This window comes from Hyphomicrobium sp. (assembly GCF_047600905.1).
Taxonomy (GTDB): Bacteria; Pseudomonadota; Alphaproteobacteria; order Rhizobiales; family Hyphomicrobiaceae; genus Hyphomicrobium_B.
In genome coordinates, this window is the sequence record NZ_JASGKD010000001.1 from 198,412 (window position 1) to 219,541 (window position 21,130).

Below are 21,130 nucleotides of genomic sequence, written 5' to 3' on the forward strand. Positions count from 1 at the left end.
AAAGGCAAATAGCGCATTTTCGATTTTTCGACTTGACCGCAAGGCCGCCGCTTTTGATCTGGTCCATGTGCGAAGTCTCGGCGATGCCGAGGCGCTGGAAAGAAAGCATTAAGGCTGTCGCGGTACTCTCGGTACAGATTCTCCGCGGGGGGAAAATCCAAAAAATCTGACGAGTTTCGAGGGGCGCCAATCCCGCTGGCGTCCTCGCGAGCGCCTGTCCGCACACAATTCGAGGGCGCGGGCAGGCGTGTCAGGGCTTTTTATTTTCATTCATCGGACTTTCAGCCAAGGAGAGTGTAGATCGAAGGTCGCAATATACGGGAGACCTTCATGGCCAAAGCCACCATCGCTATTCTCGGCATTGTTTGCGTTTCATCGCTGCCGTTGTCCGGCGCTTACGCGCAGGACGAATTTCACTATGTCTGCGCGGACGGGACGAAGCTCAGCGCGTCGTTCAAGCCGTCTTCGGCGCAACTGAAGTTCGAAGGCAAAGACGAACTCACGCTGCCGCAGGTGCTGTCTGCAGACGGGGGACGATATGCGGTGGGCGACACCGAATTCTGGATCAAGGGCAGGGATGCGACGCTGACGCGCGGACAAAACCGGACGACGTGCAAAAGCTGAGTCGGTCCGCGGAAGCAAAAGCCTGCCTTATTGCGGAGGTGCTTCCTTGAGTTTCGAAATGCGGATACGCGTCGAACCGCCGGTTCCCGTCGTCGTCACGCATTCAAAATGGATGCCGTTGACGTCGTAAATCGCGCTGTTGTCGTTGGCGTTCATCGCTCTTTGCGCGCAAAGCACCGATCCGCTTCGGATGGCCGAAGTTGTGCTCGCAGATATGACTGCGCCGGCGGATGCGAGGACGTCGTAGAAATTCGACGACGGCCATGTCGCATTGGCCTTCGCCGTCAGTTCGGGCTGACGCTCGACATCGCCATTTTCGCAAGTCAGCGTCAGTTCGTCGATGTCGGGATTTTTCAGCGTGACGACGACCGTCTGGTCGACTGTCGCGTGGCCGGCGACTTTGATTTCGGGAACTTGCGCGCCGACATTCGCCGCTACGGCTTCGCATTGATCGGCGCGGCCTGGGGACGCCCAGACCGCAGTCGCCATCGCGGCAAGAGCCAATGCTCGCAAGCTCGTCATTCGCTTTTTCTCCTTATCCGGGTCGCCGATAGACTACAGGGGCGTCCGGGCGATTGTCTTCTAGTTCAGATGAACGGCCGATATACGGTTGATCGCGCTATGCCGCCGGATGGGCCGCGTGTTGCGCGGCAAGAAAGCCATGAAGAGCAGCGACGACCTGGGCGCCTTCGCCGACACCGGCGGCGACGCGTTTGATCGAACCGGCGCGGACGTCACCGATAGCGAAAATCCCGGGGATGCTTGTTTCAAGCGAGGCACCTTGTCGGGCGGCGTCCGAGCCCGTCAGCACAAAGCCTTTGGGATCGAGGCGGACGCCGGTGTCCGTCAGCCACGCAGTCTCGGGATCGGCGCCGATGAAAAGAAACAGGTGACGGATCTTGCGGCAGCAATCTTCGCCGGACGCCGTGCGCCACGTTATGGTGTCGAGGATGCCGTCAGCGCCTTCGAGTTGGGTGATTTCAGATTGCGTCTGTATCTCGACGTTCGGAAGACCACGGATCCGATCGACGAGATATTGGGACATGCTCGCCGATATGTCGCCGCCGCGAGCGAGCAGCCAGACTTTTTCGGCGCGTCCGGCCAGATAGACGATTGCCTGACCGGCAGAGTTGCCGGCGCCGACCAATACGACCTCCTGCCGCGAGCACAATTTGCCTTCTAGCGGAGACGCCCAATAGTGGACGCTGCTGCCCTCGAACTCGTGCAAATTGTCGATGCCAAGGCGGCGATATCGAACGCCGCTCGCGATCACGACGGTACGGGCGCGTACGCGCTGGTCATCCGATAGCTTCAACGTGAAAAATTCACGGTGTCCGTTCGCCGGTATTTCGAGGCCGACGACCTCCGATGGGATCGCGAATTCAGCGCCGAATTTCCCAGCTTGATTGAAAGCACGGGCCATCAGGGCCATGCCGGTGATGCCGGTCGGGAAACCGAGATAGTTTTCTATGCGAGAGGATGCTCCGGCTTGGCCGCCGAACGCGCGGCAATCGAGAACAAGCACGGATAGACCTTCGGAAGCCGCGTATACCGCAGCTGCCATTCCGGCCGGTCCGGCGCCCACGATCGCGACATCGTAGAGATGTTCGCCGTCCAGCGGGCCTACAAGGCCGAGACAGCGTGCCAGCTTCAACTCGGTTGGATTCTGGAGAAGGTCGCCGCGCGGGCAAAGGACGATTGGAAGATCGGAAGGCTTTAGATTGAAGCGTTCGACCAATGCGCGGGCTTCGGCATCGGTCTTGGGGTCGAGGCCCGTGTGCGGGTGACCGTTGCGCGCGAGAAAATTCTCAAGGCGCATAACATCGCTGCTGCCAGCCGTGCCGACGATGACCGGACCGCCGGTGCCGGTTTCGATCAGACCCACACGGCGGAGGATAAGACCGCGCATGATTTTCTCGCCGAGTTCGGCCTCGGCGATAAGCAGCGAACGCAATTTGTCCGTCGGAATGACGAGCGCCTTCACCTTACCCGTCGCGCGCGCATCGACGAGCGAGGGCCGTCCGGAAAGCTGAGCGAGTTCGCCGAGAAATGATCCGGGTTCATGGGTAACGATAAGACTGCCTTCGCTCGCGAGGTCGCGTCGCGTGACATCGACATGGCCCTCAAGCAGAACGAGCAAGCCGGGGCCAACCTTGCCGACTTCCACGACGGCCTCACCCGGCGCAAACGATCGCAATTCGCCGAATTTTTGGATGCGTTCAATCTCGTGCGAGGAGAGCAGCGGAAACATCTGCCCGCGTCTGTTTTCGACCGATTGCCCGTCAGGTGCCATATGCGCTCGCGTGTGTTCGTTTGGCTGCTTGCAAATATGTCGGGTTTTCGCGAATGCGCAACGATATTGCGGGCAACGCATTTTCCATTGGACGGAAAGGACGCCAGGATTATGGATGCATTGCTTCTTTCTGCTTTACGAGGTCGCACCTCGACGCTTGGGAGGTTCGCGTGACAGATAAAGTTCTCGTCTTTTATGGTTCCTATCGCAGCGATCGGATGGGCATCCGGCTCGCAGATTTCGTTGTCGAGCGATTGGAAAAGCGGGGCCTCGACGTCGAGTTCATCGACGCGAAGGCGGTCAATTTGCCGATGCTCGACCGAATGTACAAAGAATACAAACCCGGCACCGCACCGGAGGCGCTTGAGGCGCTGGCGGAGAAAATAAAAAGCGCCGACGCGTTCGTGTTCGTCGTCGGCGAGTACAATTGGGGCGTTCAGCCCGGCCTCAAAAATCTCACCGACCATTTCCTTGAGGAGTGGTTTTGGCGGCCCGCCGCGATCGCGAGCTATTCGGCGGGGCGGCTTTCGGGCGTGCGATCGGCGACCGCATGGCATGGAACGCTGTCGGAAATGGGAATGATCGTCGTATCGAGCACGCTTTCCGTCGGGCCGATCGGGCAAACGCTCGGGCCCAATGGAGAGCCATTGGGCAACGCGGGCGATGCGCTGGAGAAAGCGTTTCCACGGTTCGCAGACGATCTGGCGTGGTGGACGGAAGCTGCAAAAACGCAGCGGCAAAAAAAGCCGCCGCCGTACTAAGTCAGAGATGTTGTCTGCCTGCCACTCGACGTTATCGGCTGGTGGCCCTCAGTGTTGGGTCGCAAACCCCAATCTTTGCAGTGCGCTTTCGCCGAGAGTGCGATCGTCGCCGCCGCATTGCACCAGCCGGTCGAGGTGCCGAACGGTGCGCGTTAGATTGCGGCGCATGGTGTGCTGGAAGAAGATTCTCACGACCTCTTCTTCTCTGAGGTCGAGTATGAGCCGGGCTTCGGATCTGGCCTCTTTGATATCGCTTTCCGATGTCATGTTGCTCACCCTACGTTTACTCACACGACTTTCAGGGTTCAATACGCATATCGGGTGAGCCACATCAAGTGTTTGGCGGATCGCGGTGCCACATTGATCAGGCCGCGACTGTCACAATTTCATTCAGCGAAGCGGAACTTATCGGATCCCTTCGGCGTCGTTGTCTTTGATGGACAAGCCGAATTCTCCTAGATCCGATCTTCCCACTCACGGCGCTGCGGTTCTGCCGAGTGTCACCATTGATAGCTACAACATCGAAGTACGCGACGGGGATGGGTTCATCGGCGACAAGGCGAGCAAGAGCGCGTTCTGGGAGATCGTCGAGAAGTGGCGAAAGCCGTTGAGGAAAATCGGCGAGGATCCGTTTGGCGGTGCCAGCACGCAGACCCTCACCAAGCAGGATCTGGCGGACGAGCTTGAAACAGGCGCCGCCGAGGCGGCAGGTATCGTGCAAAGCGCGGTCGAGGAATTTTCGCAGCAATTCGCCGAGGTCATCCGCCGCTTTCTGGAAACAGAGGCGTGGAAGGGGACGGAAGCGATTGTCGTCGGTGGCGGATTTCGCGGTAGCCGAATAGGGGAACTCGTGGCTGCTCGCACGGGTCTCATTCTGAAAGCCGACGATGTGAACGTCGATATCGAGCTGATCGATAATGATCCGGACGAAGCCGGCCTTCTCGGCGTGGCTCACCTGCTTCCGGCCTGGATGCTCAAGGGGCACGATACGATGCTGGCCGTCGATATCGGTGGAACGAACATCCGCGCCGGTACCGTTCAGCTCAATCTCAAGAAAGCGAACGATCTGCGGAAAAGCAAAATCGTCAATTCGGAAATCTGGTGTCATGCCGATGCCGAGACCAATCGCACCGAAGCGGTCGCCCGGCTGGTGAAAATGCTCGAGGCCCAGATACGCTGGAACGAGAAAGAAAAGTTTGCTTTAGCGCCGGTCATCGGCATCGGCTGCCCCGGGATCATCCGTGAGGACGGTTCGATCGACAGAGGCGGCCAGAATCTTCCCGGTAATTGGGAGAGCCGCGGCTTCCATCTTCCGGCGGCGATAAAGGCGGCCATTCCGGAGATAGGCGGTTCGGAAACGATGGTCGTCATGCACAACGATGCGGTCGTGCAGGGGTTGAGCGAATTACCTAGAATGCAGGAGCGGAACCGTTGGGCCGTGTTGACCATCGGGACGGGGCTTGGCAACGCCCGCTTTACAAATCGCCACGTGAAAATGGACGATTGAAATATTTGGCCTTAGTCCGTTTTTTGTTCCGTAAGTTACAGGCTTCTTAGAATTTATCTGGCAAACAGGTTCAGCCATCCGCGCTTGTCTTCACAAACAACAAGCTTGGTGGCCGGGCACCTCTTACCGATCTTCACGTCTGGAGGTGCCCGTCATGCTTTTTCGCGGCTCGCAGTGGCCATTGCGCGCGAAGCATTTACAAACGGTCCCGAATTCCCTTACCGAGATTGGACGAGGGCTTGCAGATCGGGTGACTGGAACGCGTGGCCGAGATCAAGAACAACAACATGCGGAGCCGCTTGGGGCCTTCATGTCCGCGATGGTCGTTCGTTGCGGTGATAGCAAACGTCTTCGCGGCAAGTCTTGCCGGATGCTCGGGCCAGGGTGCGGGCGTGGCGCCTCTTCAACCCGGGACGAGCGATGCGCCGGCGGATGTGGCGGTGAGATCGACGCCGGTTGTGCCCGGGCGTCGCGCACGCGTTTTTATTTTTGCCGGTCTCGGCGACAAGTGTGAGCCGTTGCCGGCGCCTGCGATCACGATCACAGAGCCGCCGTCGAAGGGTGATGTGACTTTCGTTCCCGGCCAGGAAACGACGATCGAATATTCGGCCAAGGGAACATGCCTCGGAAAAAAAGCGACGGGAACGGGCGTTTACTACACTGCCAGAGAGGGCGCCGAGGGAAAGGACCGCTTCGCGGTTTCGGCCAAGCTGGCGAGCGGCGAGACCGTCGGCCGGACTTTCGAAGTCACGATCGCTCAATAGCTGCGCTTTAAGCGTTTCATTAACCTCGGTCCGGCACACTCGTTGCGAATTTATTCAGTTTCGGAGCCTGCCGTTATGCGTAGCTCTTTGCGGTCGATCGGACCTGCAGCATTTTTCGCGCTCTTCATGCTTCTTCCGGGAGCCGGCGCATTCGCCGAAAACGCGAGCGTCGAGAACTCGAGTTCGGACGGATCGCAGATCGAACCGGCCGGTGCCGATTCCTACGTGCCGCAGAAAGGCAATCTCAACAGCGTTCCCGAAGACGAGTCGTCGACCAAATCGGGCATGTCGGCGGACAATCCCCTGGTGAAGCAGATCATGGCGGCGCGTCCAGGCGAAGATCTCGTGATTTGCGTCGCCGGCTGCTACACGGGCCGCAATCGCGTGGTCTATGCGCAACCCTCCGCCAATGCGCTGCGCGGGACACTATCGCCGCAGACCATGCTTCCGGTCGATCCGCGAGACGCAGCCGGTACCGGCAAACCGAACCGGTCGGCTTCGGCGGATCCGCGCGCGCCGCTGGTCATCAATCGGACGAACTGATCGCTCGCGGAATCGCGGCGTTTCTGCGCTCGCGCAATACCGCGTTTTTGCCTGATTTCGTTCATCTTTGTTCATGTTGAAGCCGTGTTGAGATCTGTCGTTTCGCGCGACGGATCGCGTCAACGGCTGCGTTTTTATCTCCGACGGCCGGGCAATCCTTTCCCCCACTGCCTCTCCCGGCCCCGAAGGAGAAACCATGAAAAATCTATCTCGCGGCACCTGGATCGCCCTTGCAGCCATCGCTGCTGTTCCGGCCACGGTTGCTATCGCAAGAACCGCCGACAATGGCGGCTGGCCGATGATGTCGCCCGAGACCCGCTCGCGCATCGAGGACGGCAAGCTGGCGATGGTGAAAACCGCGCTGCAGTTGACGCCGGACCAGGAAAAGCTTTGGGCGCCGGTCGAAACGCAGGTTCGGGACGCCTTCAAAGCTCGCGAAGCCCGCATCGAGGAATGGAAAAAGAAGCGCGAAGAACGCAAGGCCGAGGGCGAAAAGGGCGGCGAGCATAAGCGTGCCGATCTCGCCAGCCGGTTCGAAAAAATGAGCCAGCGGATGGGCGAGCGGGCCGACCGGATGAAGGCATTCTCGACGGCATTCTCGCCGTTCTATGCGTCGCTTTCGGATGAGCAGAAGGATGTGCTGCGTCCGCTGATCCGTGAGTTGTCGCCGGGCTTCGGCGGTCCGCGTGGCCATCGCTTTGCCGGCGGATGGGGCCCGGGCGGACGCCACGGCGGCTGGTTCGGTCATGACGGACCGCGCGATCACGGTGGTCCGGGGATGCATGACAACGGTGACAACGATGGCGGTCCGGGACCGGATCAGGCTCCCGCTGAGCCCGACAAGAAGGGCTGATCCGCCTCACTTCGCATCTTCTCTCCAGCCTGGCCGGGACCTAAAAAGCCCGGCCTTTTTTTGAGGCCGGGCTGATCAATTTTCGAAAAAGTCCGATCGGTCGTTTAGCGCGACGGGCGGGCGCGGCGATCGTCGTCGCGGCGCTTCATGAATTTAGGTGCGCCGTCGTTACCCCAAGGCCGGCCCTGCTCGTTGCCATGACGCGGACGTGCGGACTGATGGCCACCTTCACGATTTGCACCGTTGGCTTCGTTGCGGCCTTCCGACCGGCGATGGGCGTTGCGATGATCGTGGCCATTTTCGCGGCGCTGATCGCCCCGACGATCGTTCGGGCGATGATGATCGCCGGTTCCGTGGTCGCGGCGGCGTTCGCCGTTTTCGTGATGCGGGCGTGCTCGCTGCTCGTGGTTGCGCGGCCGGTCACCGTCGCGATGCTGGCGTCCCTGGCGGTCACCTTCGCGATGGGGCCGTTCGTGGCGTTCGCCGCGGGGCGGGCGCGGGCGCTCGTGGTCGGAGACGCCAAACACGGCAGGCGCATCGACATGACCTTCGTCGTGGCGAACGCCGTGGTTGCGGGGTCGGCTCGCGGCGTGCGGACGATCACCGCGCCTGTCATCGCGCCGATCGCCGGAAGGCCGTCCCTGGCCTTGGTGGCGTGATCCGCCATCGCGGCCGCGCGTCTCGCCGCCACGGCGCTGATTGCGGCCGCCTTCGCGATGCGCGCCTTCGCCGTTGTCCGGACGATGGTTGCGCGGCAGAGGAGGAAGCACTTCGCCGCCGACGTCGTCGATGACTTCGATCGGCTGTTTCATCATCCGTTCGATGGCGCGGACTTCCTGGCGCTCTGAGGGATCGCACAGTGAAATCGCGATCCCACTGGTGCCCTTGCGCGCTGTGCGGCCGACGCGATGGACATAGGTTTCGGGGTCGAGCGGCATGTCGAAGTTGATGACGTGGGTGATGTTCGAAACATCGATGCCGCGCGCGGCAATATCGGTCGCGACGAGCACGCGGATGTGGCCCATCGTGAAATCGTTGAGAGCGCGCTGGCGGGCGTTCTGCGCCTTGTTGCCGTGGAAGGCAGAGGCGCTGATTCCCGCCATCGCAAGACGGCCCGCGACACGGTCGGCGCCGCGCTTCGTCTTGGTGAAGACGATGACGCGGGAGGTAGCCTCATCGGCCAGAATGGTGTGAAGACGGCTCTGCTTTTCGGGCGTCCTTACGATCATGATTTTCTGATCGATGCGATCGACGACGATCTTTTTCGGCGAAAGATCGACGCGATAGGGATCGTGCAGGATGTCGTAGGCGAACTTCTTGATTTCGTCCGGCATCGTTGCCGAGAAGAGCGCGGTACGCCGCTTCTGCGGGATAAGCGAGACGATCTTCTTGATGTCGCGGATGAAACCCATGTCGAACATGCGATCGGCTTCGTCGATGACAAGCGTCTGCACGCCCGAAAGATCGCAGCTGCGCATGTTGACGTGATCGAGCAGTCGCCCGGGAGTCGCAACAAGGATATGAACCCCGCGTTTCAGGGCGCTGATCTGGGGGCCTTTGCTGACGCCACCAAGGACGACGGCGCGGCGAATGTTCATGTTGCGGGCGAGCTTGGCAACTTCCTGGTCGATCTGGATCGCGAGTTCGCGCGTCGGCGCGAGGATCAGGGCCGAGACCTGCTTCCATTGCGGGTCGGCAGGGTTAGCCGCGAACCTGTTCAGGATCGGCAGAAGGAACGTTGCGGTCTTGCCCGAGCCGGTTTCGGCCATGCCGAGGAGATCGCGGCCTTCGAGCTGCGGTGGCAGCGCCTGCGACTGGATCGGTGTAGGTTTGGAGTATCCGCACTGCGTCAGGGCACGTGCGAGAGGCTCGGCGAAGCCGAATGCCTCGAAAGTGTCGTTCGTCAAAGTAAAAAAATCCCAAGGGCTTCGAGGCCCGCGCACGGCTTGTGCCGGGGGCTCGTCCCATGGCCCACACCGGCGCTTTCGGGGTGCGGCCTTGTCTCTATGGAATTGATCTCAATGCAGGGTCGAGCGCGGTGATTGAACCGCTTTTGAGTGGCACGAGGACCCGAGCGCCATCGGAGAACAATGCGCTGCTAGTGACTGGGTTCGGAGGCAAAGTCAAGGCGCCACGGTTAATTAGTGTTCAGCTGTGTCGCTCGGACGCGGAGTTGCCCAGGTTGGTGATGGACCGGCGCATGGCGTCCATAACGCCGGGTTCGGTCATCGAATGGCCGGCGTGGTCGATGATCTCGAGGCGGGCTGCGGGCCAAACCGATGCCAGCGCGTGGGCATTCTTCGGGGGGCAAAGGAGATCGTAACGCCCCTGAATGATGGCTCCGGGAATGTCGCGCAGGCGGGCGGCGTTCGAGAGCAGTTCGCCGGGTGCAATGAAGAAGCTATGCTTAATATAGTGGGCTTCTATGATCGGCGTCGGCGGAAGGCGGGCATCGTCAGCGACCTCAGAGGGGATCGCGGCGTTCTTGGGAGCAAGCTCGGAGAGCGCGCGCTCGTAGGCATTCCACGCATGGGCAGCTGCGGTTCGGTCAGGGCCGAGGGAGCCGGTCAAACGCTTAACGTAGGCGGCGAGCGGGTCGGCGCGTTCTTCGGTAGGAAGACGAGAGCAGAACGCTTCGAAAAGTTCGGGCCTGAAAATCCGGGGACCATCGACAAAGGCCCAGCGAACCTCCTCATCGGTGCCGAGAAAGAGCGCGCGCAGAACCAGGGCCGTTACTCGATTGGGATACTTTTGCGCATACGCGAGCGCGAGCGTCGATCCCCACGAGCCGCCGACGATCATCCATTTCGCGATGCCGAAATGCGTGCGGATGACCTCCAGATCTTCGATGAGGTGTGCCGTCGTGTTGGCTTCACATGACAGATAGGGATGGCTGCGACCGGCGCCGCGCTGATCGATCAGGAAAACATGGTCCCGCGCCGGGTCGAACAATGTCCGATGCAGCACCTGCGATCCGCTTCCCGGGCCGCCGTGCAGGAATAGGATCGGGCGGCCACCGCGCAAGCCGACTTCTTCGACGTAGAGCCAATGGCCGTCGCCGACGTCAAGCATGCGGGCATCGAAGGGGCGGAAGGATTCCGGGAGGGTCTTCATGGCCCCTGCTGAGCATGCTTTTGCATAAACGACAAGTTCGGTCGGTAAGAACGGTGCAACCAAGCAATGAGGTAGGGCTGGACGGATCGCAAGGAGGCCGGCTCTGCTGCGTCTCCGCCTTGGGTCCATAGGGCGCGTCGTACGAAACGCCGAGTTTGGAATTGACGGCAATTGACGAAATTCTTTCCGATGCCTACTTGCCCCCCACTGCAACGCTCGACATGGTGCGCTATATTCGGCGAGCGCTCCGGCCTTGAAGGAGTATCCGTATGATCGACAGCCCAATTCGGAAAGCCTGCCTAGCTTCGGTTTTCGCAGTGGCGTTTGCAGGCGGGATGGTTTCCGCGCTTGCTGTCGGCGAGGCTCGCGCCGAGGCTGTGCTGCTGGTCGGAACGTGGTCCGGCAACGGCAATATCAATTTCTCGTCTGGCTCGAAGGAGACGGCGCGGTGCCGGGCTTACTTCTCGAAGACGGGCGAGCGAAGCTATGCAATGTCGGCCTCATGCGCGACGTCGTCAGCGAAGGTGGAGCAGACTGCGGAGCTGACGAAAGTCGGGGCGAATACCTACGTCGGCCGATTTTTCAATGAGCAGTACAACACGGGTGGTTCGATCAAGATCACGGTGTCGGGACGTACCGGATCGGTAAACCTCGCGGGCGAGGCGGGCACGGCGTTCTTCCGCTTGCGGAGGAATTAACGGCCGTCGTCCTGCCATAGCCGGGACGGAATAATATCAGCACAGAGACGATTTTATCGCCGCATGCACCCACAAACTGGCCTGCGGCGCTCGGCGCCGTAATGCCAATCGTCGAGGTGCCTTCAATTCAATATAATTCGCATACGAACTTTATTGCTTTGCGGCGTATGTTGGCCGCATCGCTGGTTCGTGCCGGGGACATGCTGCCATTCGGCGGGTCCGATCCGGGTGCGAAAAGGGACAGCAGCGATGATGGCTAGCTCACCCTCTTCAAAATATATCCGGAGTCTACCTATGACGCGCATTCTGTGGAGTGCAGTTGCCGCTTTCATGCTGCTTGTCCCCGTCGTCCATCCGGCCGCCGCCGATACGATCGACGCCTCAACGTTTTCTTGCAGAGACCTTGTGCAAAGCGCGCAGTCTTCCGACAAGACCGCCGTCTACGGCGCCAGCGTCATCCTTTATTGGATGGAGGGTTATCAGGCGACATCGGACCAGGGCACCGTTGTCGACTTCGACCACGTCGCGAAGGAATTTGCAGCGACGACCGAATATTGCGCGAAGAATCCGGCCGTGGGCGTGATGTCGGCATCCGAAAAGTTCATGGGTGAAAATGCCGAAGAGGCAACGCCGAAGGCGGTCGACCTTTCCATCCTGAAGTGCGAGGCCATCAATTCGAGCAAGGACGGCGATGCGGAAGGCCTGGGTCAGATCCTGATGTGGCTCGCCGGCTATCATGCGAGCGTGGCCAAGAGCACCGTCATCGACCTGGATAAGTTCAGCGAGAGCGCTGCCAAAATGGGTGCCTATTGCGCCGAAAATCCGGAGATGGGCCTGTTCACGGCAAGCGAGAAGTTCATGAGTGAAGAGGGCGACGGAGAGTAACGGGCCGTCGCGGGTGCGCACGCCGGTCGTTCCTTGGTCCGGCGTGCGCCCCGAAGCAAATTGATGCCGTTGTTTGGTGGCAGGGTGGGTCGTCTGGTTTTTCCGGAGGGCCTTATGCGCATCCTGGGCGCCATCATTTCGACGGTCGTTTTGCTGGTCGTCGAGCTTATCCTGACGATACTCGTCTACACCGCACTCAATGTTTACAGCTTCGAATTCTTCGGGGAACTCGTGCGGTTTGCGGGCGGCGTTCTCGATGCGCTTGCGGGATTGGTCGAGCGCTTCTTCTCCGGTTCATCGAGCACGGCCTATGCAAGCCTGTTCGGCGAGCTCGGGCCGAAGTCGATGCTGCTTTTGCTGATAGGGCTCGCGGTGGCTGCGATCGTTCGCCTGCTGACGAGCCTCATTCGTGCGCTGACGCGGGGGTAGGGACGAGCGCTATTTTTCCCCGTCGCTCTGCTCGGAGGCGAATTCGGCCTCAAGCTCGTGCTCGAGGGTGACGAGGTCTTCCGGAAGGGGCATGCCGGTGGCTTTGAGCTGGTTCAGCTTTTCCACCAACGACAGATAGATCTCATGCTTGTCCTCGGGCTCGTTCTGCATCTCGGTGAGAAGCTGAGCGATTTCCAACTTGATCAGATCGAAGGCCATTGTCGGCGCCTTTCGTAAAATGGGTGCAGGCTATTCCGCCGCCTGCTTGTCGACGTAGCCGAGCTGCGCGTTGAGCTTTTCGACGAGATCGGCGGCGGCGTCCGGAATGTTGGTGCCCGGACCGAACACGGCCTTGGCGCCGGCCGCATAGAGCGCATCGTAATCTGACGGCGGGATGACGCCGCCGACGACGATCATGATGTCGCCGCGGCCTTCCTTGTCGAGCGCTGCTTTCAGTTCCGGCACGAGTGTCAAGTGGCCGGCGGTCATGGTCGAGACGCCGACGACGTGCACGTCGTTTTCGACGGCTTGGCGCGCCGCTTCATCGGCGGTGGCGAACAGCGGCCCGATGTCGACGTCGAAGCCCAAATCGGCGAATGCGGAAGCGATCACCTTCTGGCCGCGGTCGTGACCATCCTGACCGAGTTTGGCAATCAAGATGCGCGGGCGGCGACCGTCGTTCTTGTCGAACTGCTCGACGAGCTTCTTGACTCGGTCAAGGCTCGGGTTCATCGCCGCTTCCTTTTTATAGACACCGCTGATGGCGCGAATTTCTGCCTTGTGACGCGAGAACACTTTTTCCAGCGCATACGAGATTTCGCCCACGGTTGCTTTCTTACGCGCGGCCTTGACGGCGAGGTCGAGCAGATTGGCGTTGCCCTTGGCGCCTTCGGTCAGATCGTCGAGCGCGGCCTGGGTTTCGGCCTCGTTGCGTTCGCCGCGCAGGCGTTCGAGTTTCGCAAGCTGGGCTTCGCGAACGGCGTGGTTATCGACTTTGAGGAAGTTGATCTCCTTGTCGCCCTTGATCTGATACTTGTTGACGCCAGTGATGGTCTGGCGGCCACTATCGATGCGGGCCTGCGTGCGGGCGGCGGCTTCCTCGATGCGCAGCTTCGGAATGCCGGCAGCAATCGCCTTCGCCATGCCGCCTTGCTCTTCGACCTCGTTGATGTGCGACATCGCCTTCTTGGCGAGTTCGTAAGTCAGGCGCTCGACGTAATGGCTGCCGCCCCACGGGTCGATCGTGCGCGTCGTGCCGCTTTCCTGCTGCAGGAGAAGCTGGGTATTGCGGGCGATGCGGGCGGAGAAGTCGGTCGGCAGGGCGATGGCTTCGTCGAGGCCGTTCGTGTGCAGCGACTGGGTATGCCCTTGCGTTGCGGCCATGGCTTCGAGACAGGTGCGCGTGGCGTTGTTGAAGATGTCCTGCGCCGTCAGCGACCAGCCTGACGTTTGCGAGTGCGTGCGCAGCGACAACGAACGACTGTCCTTCGGCTTGAACTCTTCCTTGATGAGCTTCGCCCAGAGCAGACGCGCGGCGCGCATCTTGGCGATTTCCATGAAGTAGTTCATGCCGATCGCCCAGAAGAACGACAGGCGCGGTGCGAACGCGTCGATGTCGAGGCCGCCCGCGACGCCAGCGCGGGCGTATTCGATGCCGTCGGCGATCGTGTAACCCAATTCGAGGTCGGCCGTCGCACCGGCTTCCTGCATGTGATAGCCGGAAATCGAGATCGAGTTGAACTTCGGCATGTTCGCGCTGGTGTAGGCGAAGATGTCGGAGACGATGCGCATCGAAGGTGCGGGCGGGTAGATGTAGGTATTGCGCACCATGAACTCTTTCAGAATGTCGTTCTGAATGGTTCCGGCAAGCTTCTGCGGCGGCACGCCCTGTTCTTCCCCCGCGACGATGAAGAGAGCGAGCACGGGAAGTACGGCGCCGTTCATCGTCATCGAGACGGTCATGTCCTGCAGCGGAATGCCGTCGAACAGCACGCGCATGTCGTAGATCGAGTTCGATCGCGACGCCGGCCATGCCGACGTCACCCTTCACGCGAGGATGATCGGAGTCGTAGCCGCGGTGGGTGGCGAGGTCGAAGGCGATTGAGAGGCCCTTCTGTCCGGCGGCAATGTTGCGGCGATAGAAGGCGTTGGAATCTTCCGCCGTCGAGAAGCCTGCGTACTGGCGGATGGTCCAGGGCTGCAGCGCGTACATCGCGGGATAGGGGCCGCGCACGAACGGAGCGATGCCGGGTAGCCCGTCTATGAAGTCGAGCCCGGCAGTGTCTGCGTCGGTGAAGACCGGCTTCACCGGGATGCCTTCCGGCGTTTCCCAGACCGGCGCCTCCGGTGTGGCCGCCGCCGTGGGCTTGGCCGGGGTCTCCGGATCGAGGGGAACCTGAGCAAAATTCGGGATCGAGGTCATTCGGGGCGCTGATCGCTCAAAAAAAGGACTATCCGGCCGCACGGTACGGCAAAACGGGGGGCGGGGACAAGTTTTGATGGGGCGGGTGCTCCTTTGGCGCAGAAGCGGCCGCCGTGGTCCGTTCGGCGTAGGCCGCCGAGCGTTTTCATCCGAAATGATAAAGCCACAAACCTCGGCAACAAGCCCGACCGGGTGAGCCTCTCAAAGTCCGAGGGTAGATATGCAACGCAAGGTCGCGGACGACGCGGCGCGCCAAAGCGCGGCCCGGACCTGGCCGCCGCTCGCTCGCTTCATCGACTGGGAGTTTCGTCTCGGCGAAAGGGCGCAGGCGAGGGGGCGTGCGGCGCACTTCGCCTACGAGTTCGTTCGGTTTGGGATCAAGCAGGCATGGGCTTGCCTGTTCGGCGCCTTGCTGCTGGCGCTGCTGGTCGCGACGCATTTCCTCTATCCGAAGGGCGCGGTGCTTGCGCGCTACGATTTCCTCGTTATCGCGGCGGTGCTGATCCAGATCGTGATGATCGTGTTCAAACTCGAGACGATGCAGGAAGCCAAAGTGATTTTGGTTTTCCATGTCGTCGGCACGGCGATGGAAATCTTTAAGACCTCAGTCGGATCGTGGATCTACCCGGAAGCGAGCCTGTTGCGGATCGCAGGCGTGCCGCTTTTTACCGGGTTCATGTATGCGTCGATCGGTTCTTATATCGCGCGCTGCTGGCGGCTTTTCGATTTTCGCTTCACGCGGCATCCGCCGGTGTGGGCGCTGGGATTATTGAGCGTCGCGATCTATGTGAATTTTTTCGCTCATCATTACGTGTGGGATTTCCGACCCGTGCTGTTTGCGGCGGCCATCGTGCTGATCGGGCCGTGCACGATCTATTACAAGATCTGGAAGACGCACCGGCACATGCCGCTCTTGCTCGGGCTGTTTCTCGTCGCGCTTTTCATCTGGTTTGCGGAAAACATCGGGACGTTTACCGCGGCATGGGCCTATCCGCATCAGCGCCACGGCTGGGAGCTCGTCGGCCTGGGAAAGCTTGGCTCGTGGTTTCTACTGATGTTGATTTCCTATACGCTGGTTGCTGCATTAAACCGGCCTTGTTCAATGAAGATTGAGGATTAGAGAATAGAATATTTACTCCGAATTCCTGTGCCGGCGGCTGCCGGGCGGGTTTCGGCGTATAAAGATCGTCTCTAGTCCCTGGAACAAGTCGTATGCGCAACTCACTCATTCTGACAGTCTCCGCGATCCTGATGGGAGCTGCCGCTTCGGGCACTGTTGCCGAGGAGAAGGGCATCGAGCCACCGATGGATATTCTGGCGACGCAGCTTCGCGATCAGGGTTTTGCCTGCGATCATCCCGATCACGCTAAGCTCGATGAGACGGCCTCGAAGCCCAACGCGAAAGTCTGGGTCGTCGAGTGCAAAGGGGGCAGCTACCGGATGACAGTGGTGCCCGATCTCGCCGCCAAGATCGAGAAGCTCGGCAACTAAGCCGGCGCCCAAGCCTTTTCCTCTTTTTTCGGCCGCTCAACACTTGTCTCGCGCGTGACAGCGAAGGCGGGGTCCTTCGCGCATTCTGCCTCTCGTCAGGGCCGATACGGGCCGAACCGATTTCGAGAGGAGAGCACGCCATGTCCGCCGTCGTTGCTGGATCCGCCGCCGCCGCGATCGTCACTGCCGCGACCGTTCTTGTTGCGACCTTTCCCGATGCGAAGGCGTTGCTTTCGCCTTTGACCGACGGCGGCAACGAATATCTCGTCGAGACCGCCTCGCTTCTCGCTTCCATTCCGATGCTCGGCATCATGGCCGTGCTCGCCGCATCCGGCCGGGAATGACATTCACTGCGCTTCGCTTCCCCTTGCTTGCCCCCCGTCCCCTTGACCGGCTCCCTCGCGGAGCCGGTTTTTTTATCGGCGCCGCTTTGTGCGGGCGTGCCATTCTCCTGCCTTGGTTGGCGCTATCAATGCTCTCGGGGAACGGGGGGTAAGGGGAAAAGCTGCCTTACCTGTGTGTCTTTGAAGGATGCCGCTGCTCCGGTTCGAGCCGGAGCTGACGGGCAATCCCATCGAGTACTGCGTGGGGTATGCGTCGTGAGATTCAAAACGATCACTGTTCTTTTGGGTGCTGTCGTTGCGTCGTCGTTTTTCGCATCGACTAAGTTCGGAGCCGGAAACCGGGCCGACGCAGCAGATGCGATCGTGCCCCCGCCGCCCGAGGTGATCCGGGTTCCTGAATTCGTTCCTGTCGTCAATTTCAGCGAATTCGTCCTAGCCATGCAGACGTTCGCGGCGGAAAGCCCTGCGGGCGCGCGCCTTGCGGCGGAGGCATTGAGCGCGAAATTCGATGCACCCGCCGACGAGGCGCAGAAGCCCGCTTCTGCTCCGCCTTCGCAACAGGCGGCCGCGCAGCCCGCGAAGCCGGCATCGGTTATCGTCACGCGGCCGGTTTATGTCGCCGATATTCCGTCCATGCCGGATCCCCGCGTACAGCCATCCGCCGTCGCGGATCCGGTGAAGATCATTACGCCCCGTTCGGAGAAGCGCGCCGACGCCGGTACGCGCCGCCACAAGTCGGAGAAGAAAGTCGCGGCTGCAGCGGCAAAAGCAGAGCGGCAGAGCAATCCGTTCGAGCCGGCAATGGGCCTCGGCATGGTGATCGATTCCGCTGAGAACGCGCCGCCGATGTCGTCGCTGACGGAGAAGAAGAGAAAGAGCAAGCCTGCTTCTCAAGATGCCGAGTAGTTTTGACTGAAGCGGCCACGCTTAACTTCTCTAACGAGGCGGGGCCTTTGCGGCTTCCTCCGGCGACGGCTTAAAGCCGTACGACAGCGCATGATAGAGCGGTTCGCGCTGGACGAGACGCGAAATGCCAGCTGCGAGCAGTGAGGTCGCCATCAGTGGAATGACCATGTTGCGGTCGCTCGTCATCTCCATCACGATGACGACTGCGGTCAGCGGCGATTGCACGACGGCGGAGAAATAGCCGACCGTCATCATCAAAATCAGGGCGCTGGGTTCGATGAACGGGAAGATTGGCGTCACCATTGATCCAAGCCCTGCGCCGACGGCGAGTGACGGCGAAAAAAGGCCGCCGGGGATGCCGCTCGCCGAAGAGAGCAGCGTGCTGACGAGCTTGAATGGTCCGTACCAGAACGGAATGTAGTTGCCGGAGACCAGAGCGGCGTGCGTTTCGGCGTAACCGTTGCCCGACGCGTAGCCCCCGGTGGCGATGCTCAGAGCCGCGACGATGAAACCGCAGAACGCAGCAAACACGGCTGGGCGCCGGCGCAGCCGGGAGATGATTGCGGGAGGCCGACGGATCAGAGCCACAAGGGAACGGGAAAAGAAGCCGCCCATCAGGCCGCCTAACAAGGCGCAGACCGGAATGGAGATCCAATCTCGCGCGTGTGACATCGTCGCCGACACGACGCCGAGATAAGAGTAGTTGCCGAGGATGAGCCAGCTGACGCCGGCCGCAATTGCAACGGAGGCGATGACAAGCTCGTTGATGCGTCCCGCGTAGGATTTTGCAACTTCCTCGATCGCAAACAGTATGCCGGCGATCGGGGCATTGAACGCAGCGGCGATGCCGGCGGCGGAGCCCGCGAGCACCAAGCCATTGTGGCGGCCGATGCCGGCAAAACCGGCGACCGCGTACATCACCGATGCACCGACCTGCACCGTCGGGCCTTCGCGGCCAACAGATGCGCCGAAGACGAGCGCGATTGCGGTCATGACGATTTTGGCGACCATGGTCGGCCAGCCGAGCAGCCGCTTGCGGAAAGATGCGTTTTTGTGGCGACGGGCGGCGATGACCTGAGGGATGCCGCTGCCGACGGATTCAGGGAACCAGCGAGCGGTGACATATGCCAGTGCGGCGAAACCCGCCGGCGCGATGAAAAAGGGAAGCCACGGCCAGCGCTTCAGGATCATGCTGTAGAGATTCTGAGAAGCGTCGGCCAGTTGAGCAAAGCCGACGGCGACGAGGCCGATCAACACCGCTCCGCTGAAGAAGATCGCACGGCGAAGCCAAATCCGTCGGGACAGACCGACGTAATGGTAACGACGCAAGCGTAATGTTCTGCGATGTGCCGCCCTTCGGACGATCGGCGATTTTGAATCCACGAGCCGAGCGCTTTCTTCGCTTTTTCAATGTTTGTTGTTCAGGCCAGTTTGTCTTGCAAACCTTTGAGAGTGGCGACGGCATCGGCGCCAGCCGACAGGAACTGATCGATCCCGGCAGATTTGAGTGCCGCTTCGGTTTCTCCGGGGCGTCCCGCCATCAAGACGAATTTGGCGCCCGCGGCCTTCAGAGCTTTTGCGGTCGGCTCGGCGAGAGAAGCGTAGATAGCGTCGGAAGAACAGATGCAGCCAGCAGAGGCACCCGAAGCGCGGAACGCTTCGGCCGCGGCGTCGGCGGTCTTGTAGCCGTCGCTGACGAGCGTGGCGATGCCACCGGCCGCGAGATAGTTCTTCGCCCATGTGGTGCGGACATTGTGATCGGCAATCTCGCCCATGCTGGCAACGAACAGCTTGAAGCCGCCATGAGCGTCGGCGGCGTCGCGCAGCGCTTCGAAAGCTTCGCCGAGCCTGTGCGGTTTTAGCGGGGTGATCTCGATTGCGGCCGTTCCAGTTGGCGCTTGGGCTGTGGGCCAAGGGTCGGTGTGGACGCCGTCGTCGCCGAGGAGCGGGAACGCATTCACGCCTGTCAATTCCTGGCGGATGGTCGCGACCGATTTGGCGCGTGCATCGGCGGTCTTGGCGATCATCTGTTGGATGAAGCCGGACAGCAGAGACGCGAGCAGGCCGCCGCGCGCTTCGATGTCCTGGAAGATTTCCCAAGCCTTTTTCGCCATGTCGTCGGTCAGGTTTTCGACATACCAGGAGCCGCCGGCCGGATCGTTGACGCGGCCGAGGTGGCTTTCTTCCTGGCAGACGATCTGGATGTTGCGGGCGACGCGGCGCGCGAACGCGTCGGGCTTGCCAAGCGCGAAGGTGAAGGGCAGCACGGTGATGGCGTCGGCTCCGCCGAGAGCAGCGCCGGCGCAGGCGATGGTCGTGCGCAAGATGTTCGTCCACGGATCGCGCTTCGCCATGATGCGATACGATGTCGGGCAGTTGATCGTGACGGCAGAAGCAGCGGCGCCTGCTCCAGAGGCGTCCGCAATGCGCCAGATGAGCCGCCGGGCGGCGCGAAGTTTGGCGATGGTGGAGAATTCATCGATGTCGGCCGCGAGCGCGACGTTGATTTTTGGAAGTGCGTCCGGCGGCGAAACGCCCCCCTCTTCGGCGGCCCGCAAATAAGAGACGAGCGCCGAGAGCATGAAGGCGAGTTCCTGCGCCTCGCTGGCACCGGCGGTGTGGGCGACGACGCCATCTGCCGTCATCACCTGGACGCGCGGGCATGCTTCCGTTGTCTTCATCAACGCGACGGCACGGGCGAGTGCTGTTTCGACTGGCTCGGACAAGCGGCCCGTTGCGGCGAGCGTGCCTAGCGGATCGGCGCCGAACGAACCCTGCCGGTCTGCCGGCTGGATGCCCTTCGCGTCCCATTCCATCATCAGCGCCAAGGCGGCGTCGAAGACGTTTTCGCCGGCGACCAGAATGATCGGGCAGACGTCGAGAAGAACGCCTGCGAGGGCGGTGTCGAATGCTTCCTTGGTCGCGGGCAAGCCCGAGGCGCCTCCGACTTTCAGGGCGATCGACGTCACGCCGCCTTCGAGGTCTTCCAGGATCTCGGCGTTGGCGGCTTTCGGATCGGGCTCGGCGTGAAACGTCCGGATGTCCCAGCCGAGACCGTCGCGCGCAGGCTTCATACCGCGGGTCAACGGCGGCTTGCCGGGCAGGGCGTTTACCGTGCTTTGCAGGGCGTCGGCGCGGGTATAGAGCGGATTGATTTTAAGGCCGTCGGCCGTGCGCGCGACCAGTCGCTTTTCAAAATCCGCGCCTTTCAGGGCTTTTTCGACAAGCGCCCGCCACTCTTCGATCGTTGCCGTGGGAAAATCCTGCGCGAGATGCAATTCGGGCGACTGGGTCGTCATACAACTTTGTTCCCAAGGCAGAGGACGTTATCGATAAGGCGTCTTTCCGATATACCCCCTTGGGAGGCTCGTGCGAGCCTGAATTTTCCCCGGGGCTTGGCCTAATTGCCGCGCTCGGCCTCGAAGGCGCCTGCGTTTGCTTCGGTGGGCCCAGCATGGCATCACCACCACAACGGAGCACGGCTGAGTCGCCGGTC

The 21,130-nt window shown here is 61.1% G+C and carries 21 protein-coding genes and 1 pseudogene; 13 read left to right on the plus strand and 9 right to left on the minus strand.

Annotation, left to right across the window (positions count from 1 at the left end):
- Nucleotides 1-330: 330 nt before the first annotated feature.
- Nucleotides 331-624, plus strand: coding sequence for an MliC family protein (locus QM780_RS01040; RefSeq protein ID WP_415068626.1), 294 nt, complete (start codon nt 331-333; stop codon nt 622-624).
- 27 nt (nt 625-651) lie between these two features.
- On the opposite strand, the gene QM780_RS01045 is transcribed toward QM780_RS01040, so the two are convergent.
- Nucleotides 652-1,146, minus strand: a complete 495-nt coding sequence (locus QM780_RS01045; protein ID WP_415068627.1) for a hypothetical protein — start codon at nt 1,144-1,146, stop codon at nt 652-654.
- Nucleotides 1,147-1,243: 97 nt separating this feature from the next.
- Nucleotides 1,244-2,917, minus strand: coding sequence for an FAD-dependent oxidoreductase (locus QM780_RS01050; protein WP_415068628.1), 1,674 nt, complete (start codon nt 2,915-2,917; stop codon nt 1,244-1,246).
- Between the two features lie 170 nt (nt 2,918-3,087).
- Here QM780_RS01050 and QM780_RS01055 point away from each other — a divergent pair, with 170 nt between their 5' ends.
- Complete coding sequence (locus tag QM780_RS01055; protein ID WP_415068629.1) at nt 3,088-3,678, plus strand: NADPH-dependent FMN reductase; 591 nt, start codon at nt 3,088-3,090, stop codon at nt 3,676-3,678.
- A gap of 48 nt (nt 3,679-3,726) precedes the next feature.
- Here the strand turns inward: QM780_RS01055 and QM780_RS01060 are convergent, their stop codons facing one another.
- The gene (locus tag QM780_RS01060) at nt 3,727-3,945 is read right to left on the minus strand and encodes a hypothetical protein (RefSeq protein ID WP_415068630.1); all 219 of its coding nucleotides are present in this window, start codon (nt 3,943-3,945) and stop codon (nt 3,727-3,729) included.
- Between the two features lie 169 nt (nt 3,946-4,114).
- On the opposite strand from QM780_RS01060, the gene QM780_RS01065 reads away from it, so the two are divergent.
- The 4 genes from QM780_RS01065 (at nt 4,115) to QM780_RS01080 (ending at nt 7,345) form a co-directional block, all read left to right on the plus strand.
- Entirely contained in the window at nt 4,115-5,185 is a 1,071-nt protein-coding gene (locus tag QM780_RS01065) for an ROK family protein (protein ID WP_415068631.1), read from the plus strand.
- A gap of 263 nt (nt 5,186-5,448) precedes the next feature.
- Nucleotides 5,449-5,949, plus strand: coding sequence for a hypothetical protein (locus QM780_RS01070; protein WP_415068632.1), 501 nt, complete (start codon nt 5,449-5,451; stop codon nt 5,947-5,949).
- 75 nt (nt 5,950-6,024) lie between these two features.
- Nucleotides 6,025-6,492, plus strand: coding sequence for a hypothetical protein (locus QM780_RS01075; RefSeq protein WP_415068633.1), 468 nt, complete (start codon nt 6,025-6,027; stop codon nt 6,490-6,492).
- A gap of 196 nt (nt 6,493-6,688) precedes the next feature.
- Entirely contained in the window at nt 6,689-7,345 is a 657-nt protein-coding gene (locus QM780_RS01080) for a Spy/CpxP family protein refolding chaperone (protein WP_415068634.1), read from the plus strand.
- A 104-nt stretch (nt 7,346-7,449) separates the two neighbouring features.
- Here QM780_RS01080 and QM780_RS01085 read toward each other — a convergent pair whose 3' ends face one another.
- Both QM780_RS01085 and pip read right to left on the minus strand, forming a co-directional pair.
- Nucleotides 7,450-9,252, minus strand: coding sequence for a DEAD/DEAH box helicase (locus tag QM780_RS01085; protein WP_415068635.1), 1,803 nt, complete (start codon nt 9,250-9,252; stop codon nt 7,450-7,452).
- Nucleotides 9,253-9,493: 241 nt separating this feature from the next.
- On the minus strand, nt 9,494-10,459 hold the full coding sequence (gene pip, locus QM780_RS01090) for a prolyl aminopeptidase (protein ID WP_415068636.1): 966 nt from the start codon (nt 10,457-10,459) through the stop codon (nt 9,494-9,496).
- A 269-nt stretch (nt 10,460-10,728) separates the two neighbouring features.
- Here pip and QM780_RS01095 point away from each other — a divergent pair, with 269 nt between their 5' ends.
- From QM780_RS01095 to QM780_RS01105, 3 genes are all read left to right on the plus strand, one after another.
- Nucleotides 10,729-11,157, plus strand: coding sequence for a hypothetical protein (locus tag QM780_RS01095; RefSeq protein ID WP_415068637.1), 429 nt, complete (start codon nt 10,729-10,731; stop codon nt 11,155-11,157).
- A gap of 294 nt (nt 11,158-11,451) precedes the next feature.
- Nucleotides 11,452-12,042, plus strand: a complete 591-nt coding sequence (locus tag QM780_RS01100) for an HdeA/HdeB family chaperone (protein ID WP_415068638.1) — start codon at nt 11,452-11,454, stop codon at nt 12,040-12,042.
- Between the two features lie 114 nt (nt 12,043-12,156).
- Entirely contained in the window at nt 12,157-12,471 is a 315-nt protein-coding gene (locus tag QM780_RS01105; RefSeq protein WP_415068639.1) for a hypothetical protein, read from the plus strand.
- Between the two features lie 9 nt (nt 12,472-12,480).
- Here the strand turns inward: QM780_RS01105 and QM780_RS01110 are convergent, their stop codons facing one another.
- Together QM780_RS01110 and scpA are read right to left on the minus strand one after the other, a co-directional pair.
- Nucleotides 12,481-12,690, minus strand: coding sequence for a hypothetical protein (locus tag QM780_RS01110; RefSeq protein WP_415068640.1), 210 nt, complete (start codon nt 12,688-12,690; stop codon nt 12,481-12,483).
- A gap of 30 nt (nt 12,691-12,720) precedes the next feature.
- Nucleotides 12,721-14,893 (minus strand): annotated as a pseudogene (scpA, locus tag QM780_RS01115) (methylmalonyl-CoA mutase).
- Between the two features lie 220 nt (nt 14,894-15,113).
- Here scpA and QM780_RS01120 point away from each other — a divergent pair.
- From QM780_RS01120 to QM780_RS01135, 4 genes are all read left to right on the plus strand, one after another.
- Complete coding sequence (locus QM780_RS01120) at nt 15,114-16,013, plus strand: DUF817 domain-containing protein (RefSeq protein WP_415068641.1); 900 nt, start codon at nt 15,114-15,116, stop codon at nt 16,011-16,013.
- Nucleotides 16,014-16,105: 92 nt separating this feature from the next.
- Entirely contained in the window at nt 16,106-16,384 is a 279-nt protein-coding gene (locus QM780_RS01125) for a hypothetical protein (RefSeq protein ID WP_415068642.1), read from the plus strand.
- A gap of 140 nt (nt 16,385-16,524) precedes the next feature.
- Complete coding sequence (locus QM780_RS01130; RefSeq protein WP_415068643.1) at nt 16,525-16,728, plus strand: hypothetical protein; 204 nt, start codon at nt 16,525-16,527, stop codon at nt 16,726-16,728.
- Nucleotides 16,729-16,983: 255 nt separating this feature from the next.
- A complete protein-coding gene (locus tag QM780_RS01135) occupies nt 16,984-17,634 on the plus strand; it encodes a hypothetical protein (protein ID WP_415068644.1) in 651 nt (216 codons plus the stop codon).
- A gap of 30 nt (nt 17,635-17,664) precedes the next feature.
- On the opposite strand, the gene QM780_RS01140 is transcribed toward QM780_RS01135, so the two are convergent.
- Entirely contained in the window at nt 17,665-18,963 is a 1,299-nt protein-coding gene (locus QM780_RS01140) for a chloride channel protein (RefSeq protein ID WP_415068645.1), read from the minus strand.
- 92 nt (nt 18,964-19,055) lie between these two features.
- Nucleotides 19,056-20,933 (minus strand): methylmalonyl-CoA mutase family protein, encoded by a 1,878-nt coding sequence (locus tag QM780_RS01145; protein WP_415068646.1) that lies wholly within the window; start codon nt 20,931-20,933, stop codon nt 19,056-19,058.
- Nucleotides 20,934-21,130 lie beyond the last annotated feature (197 nt).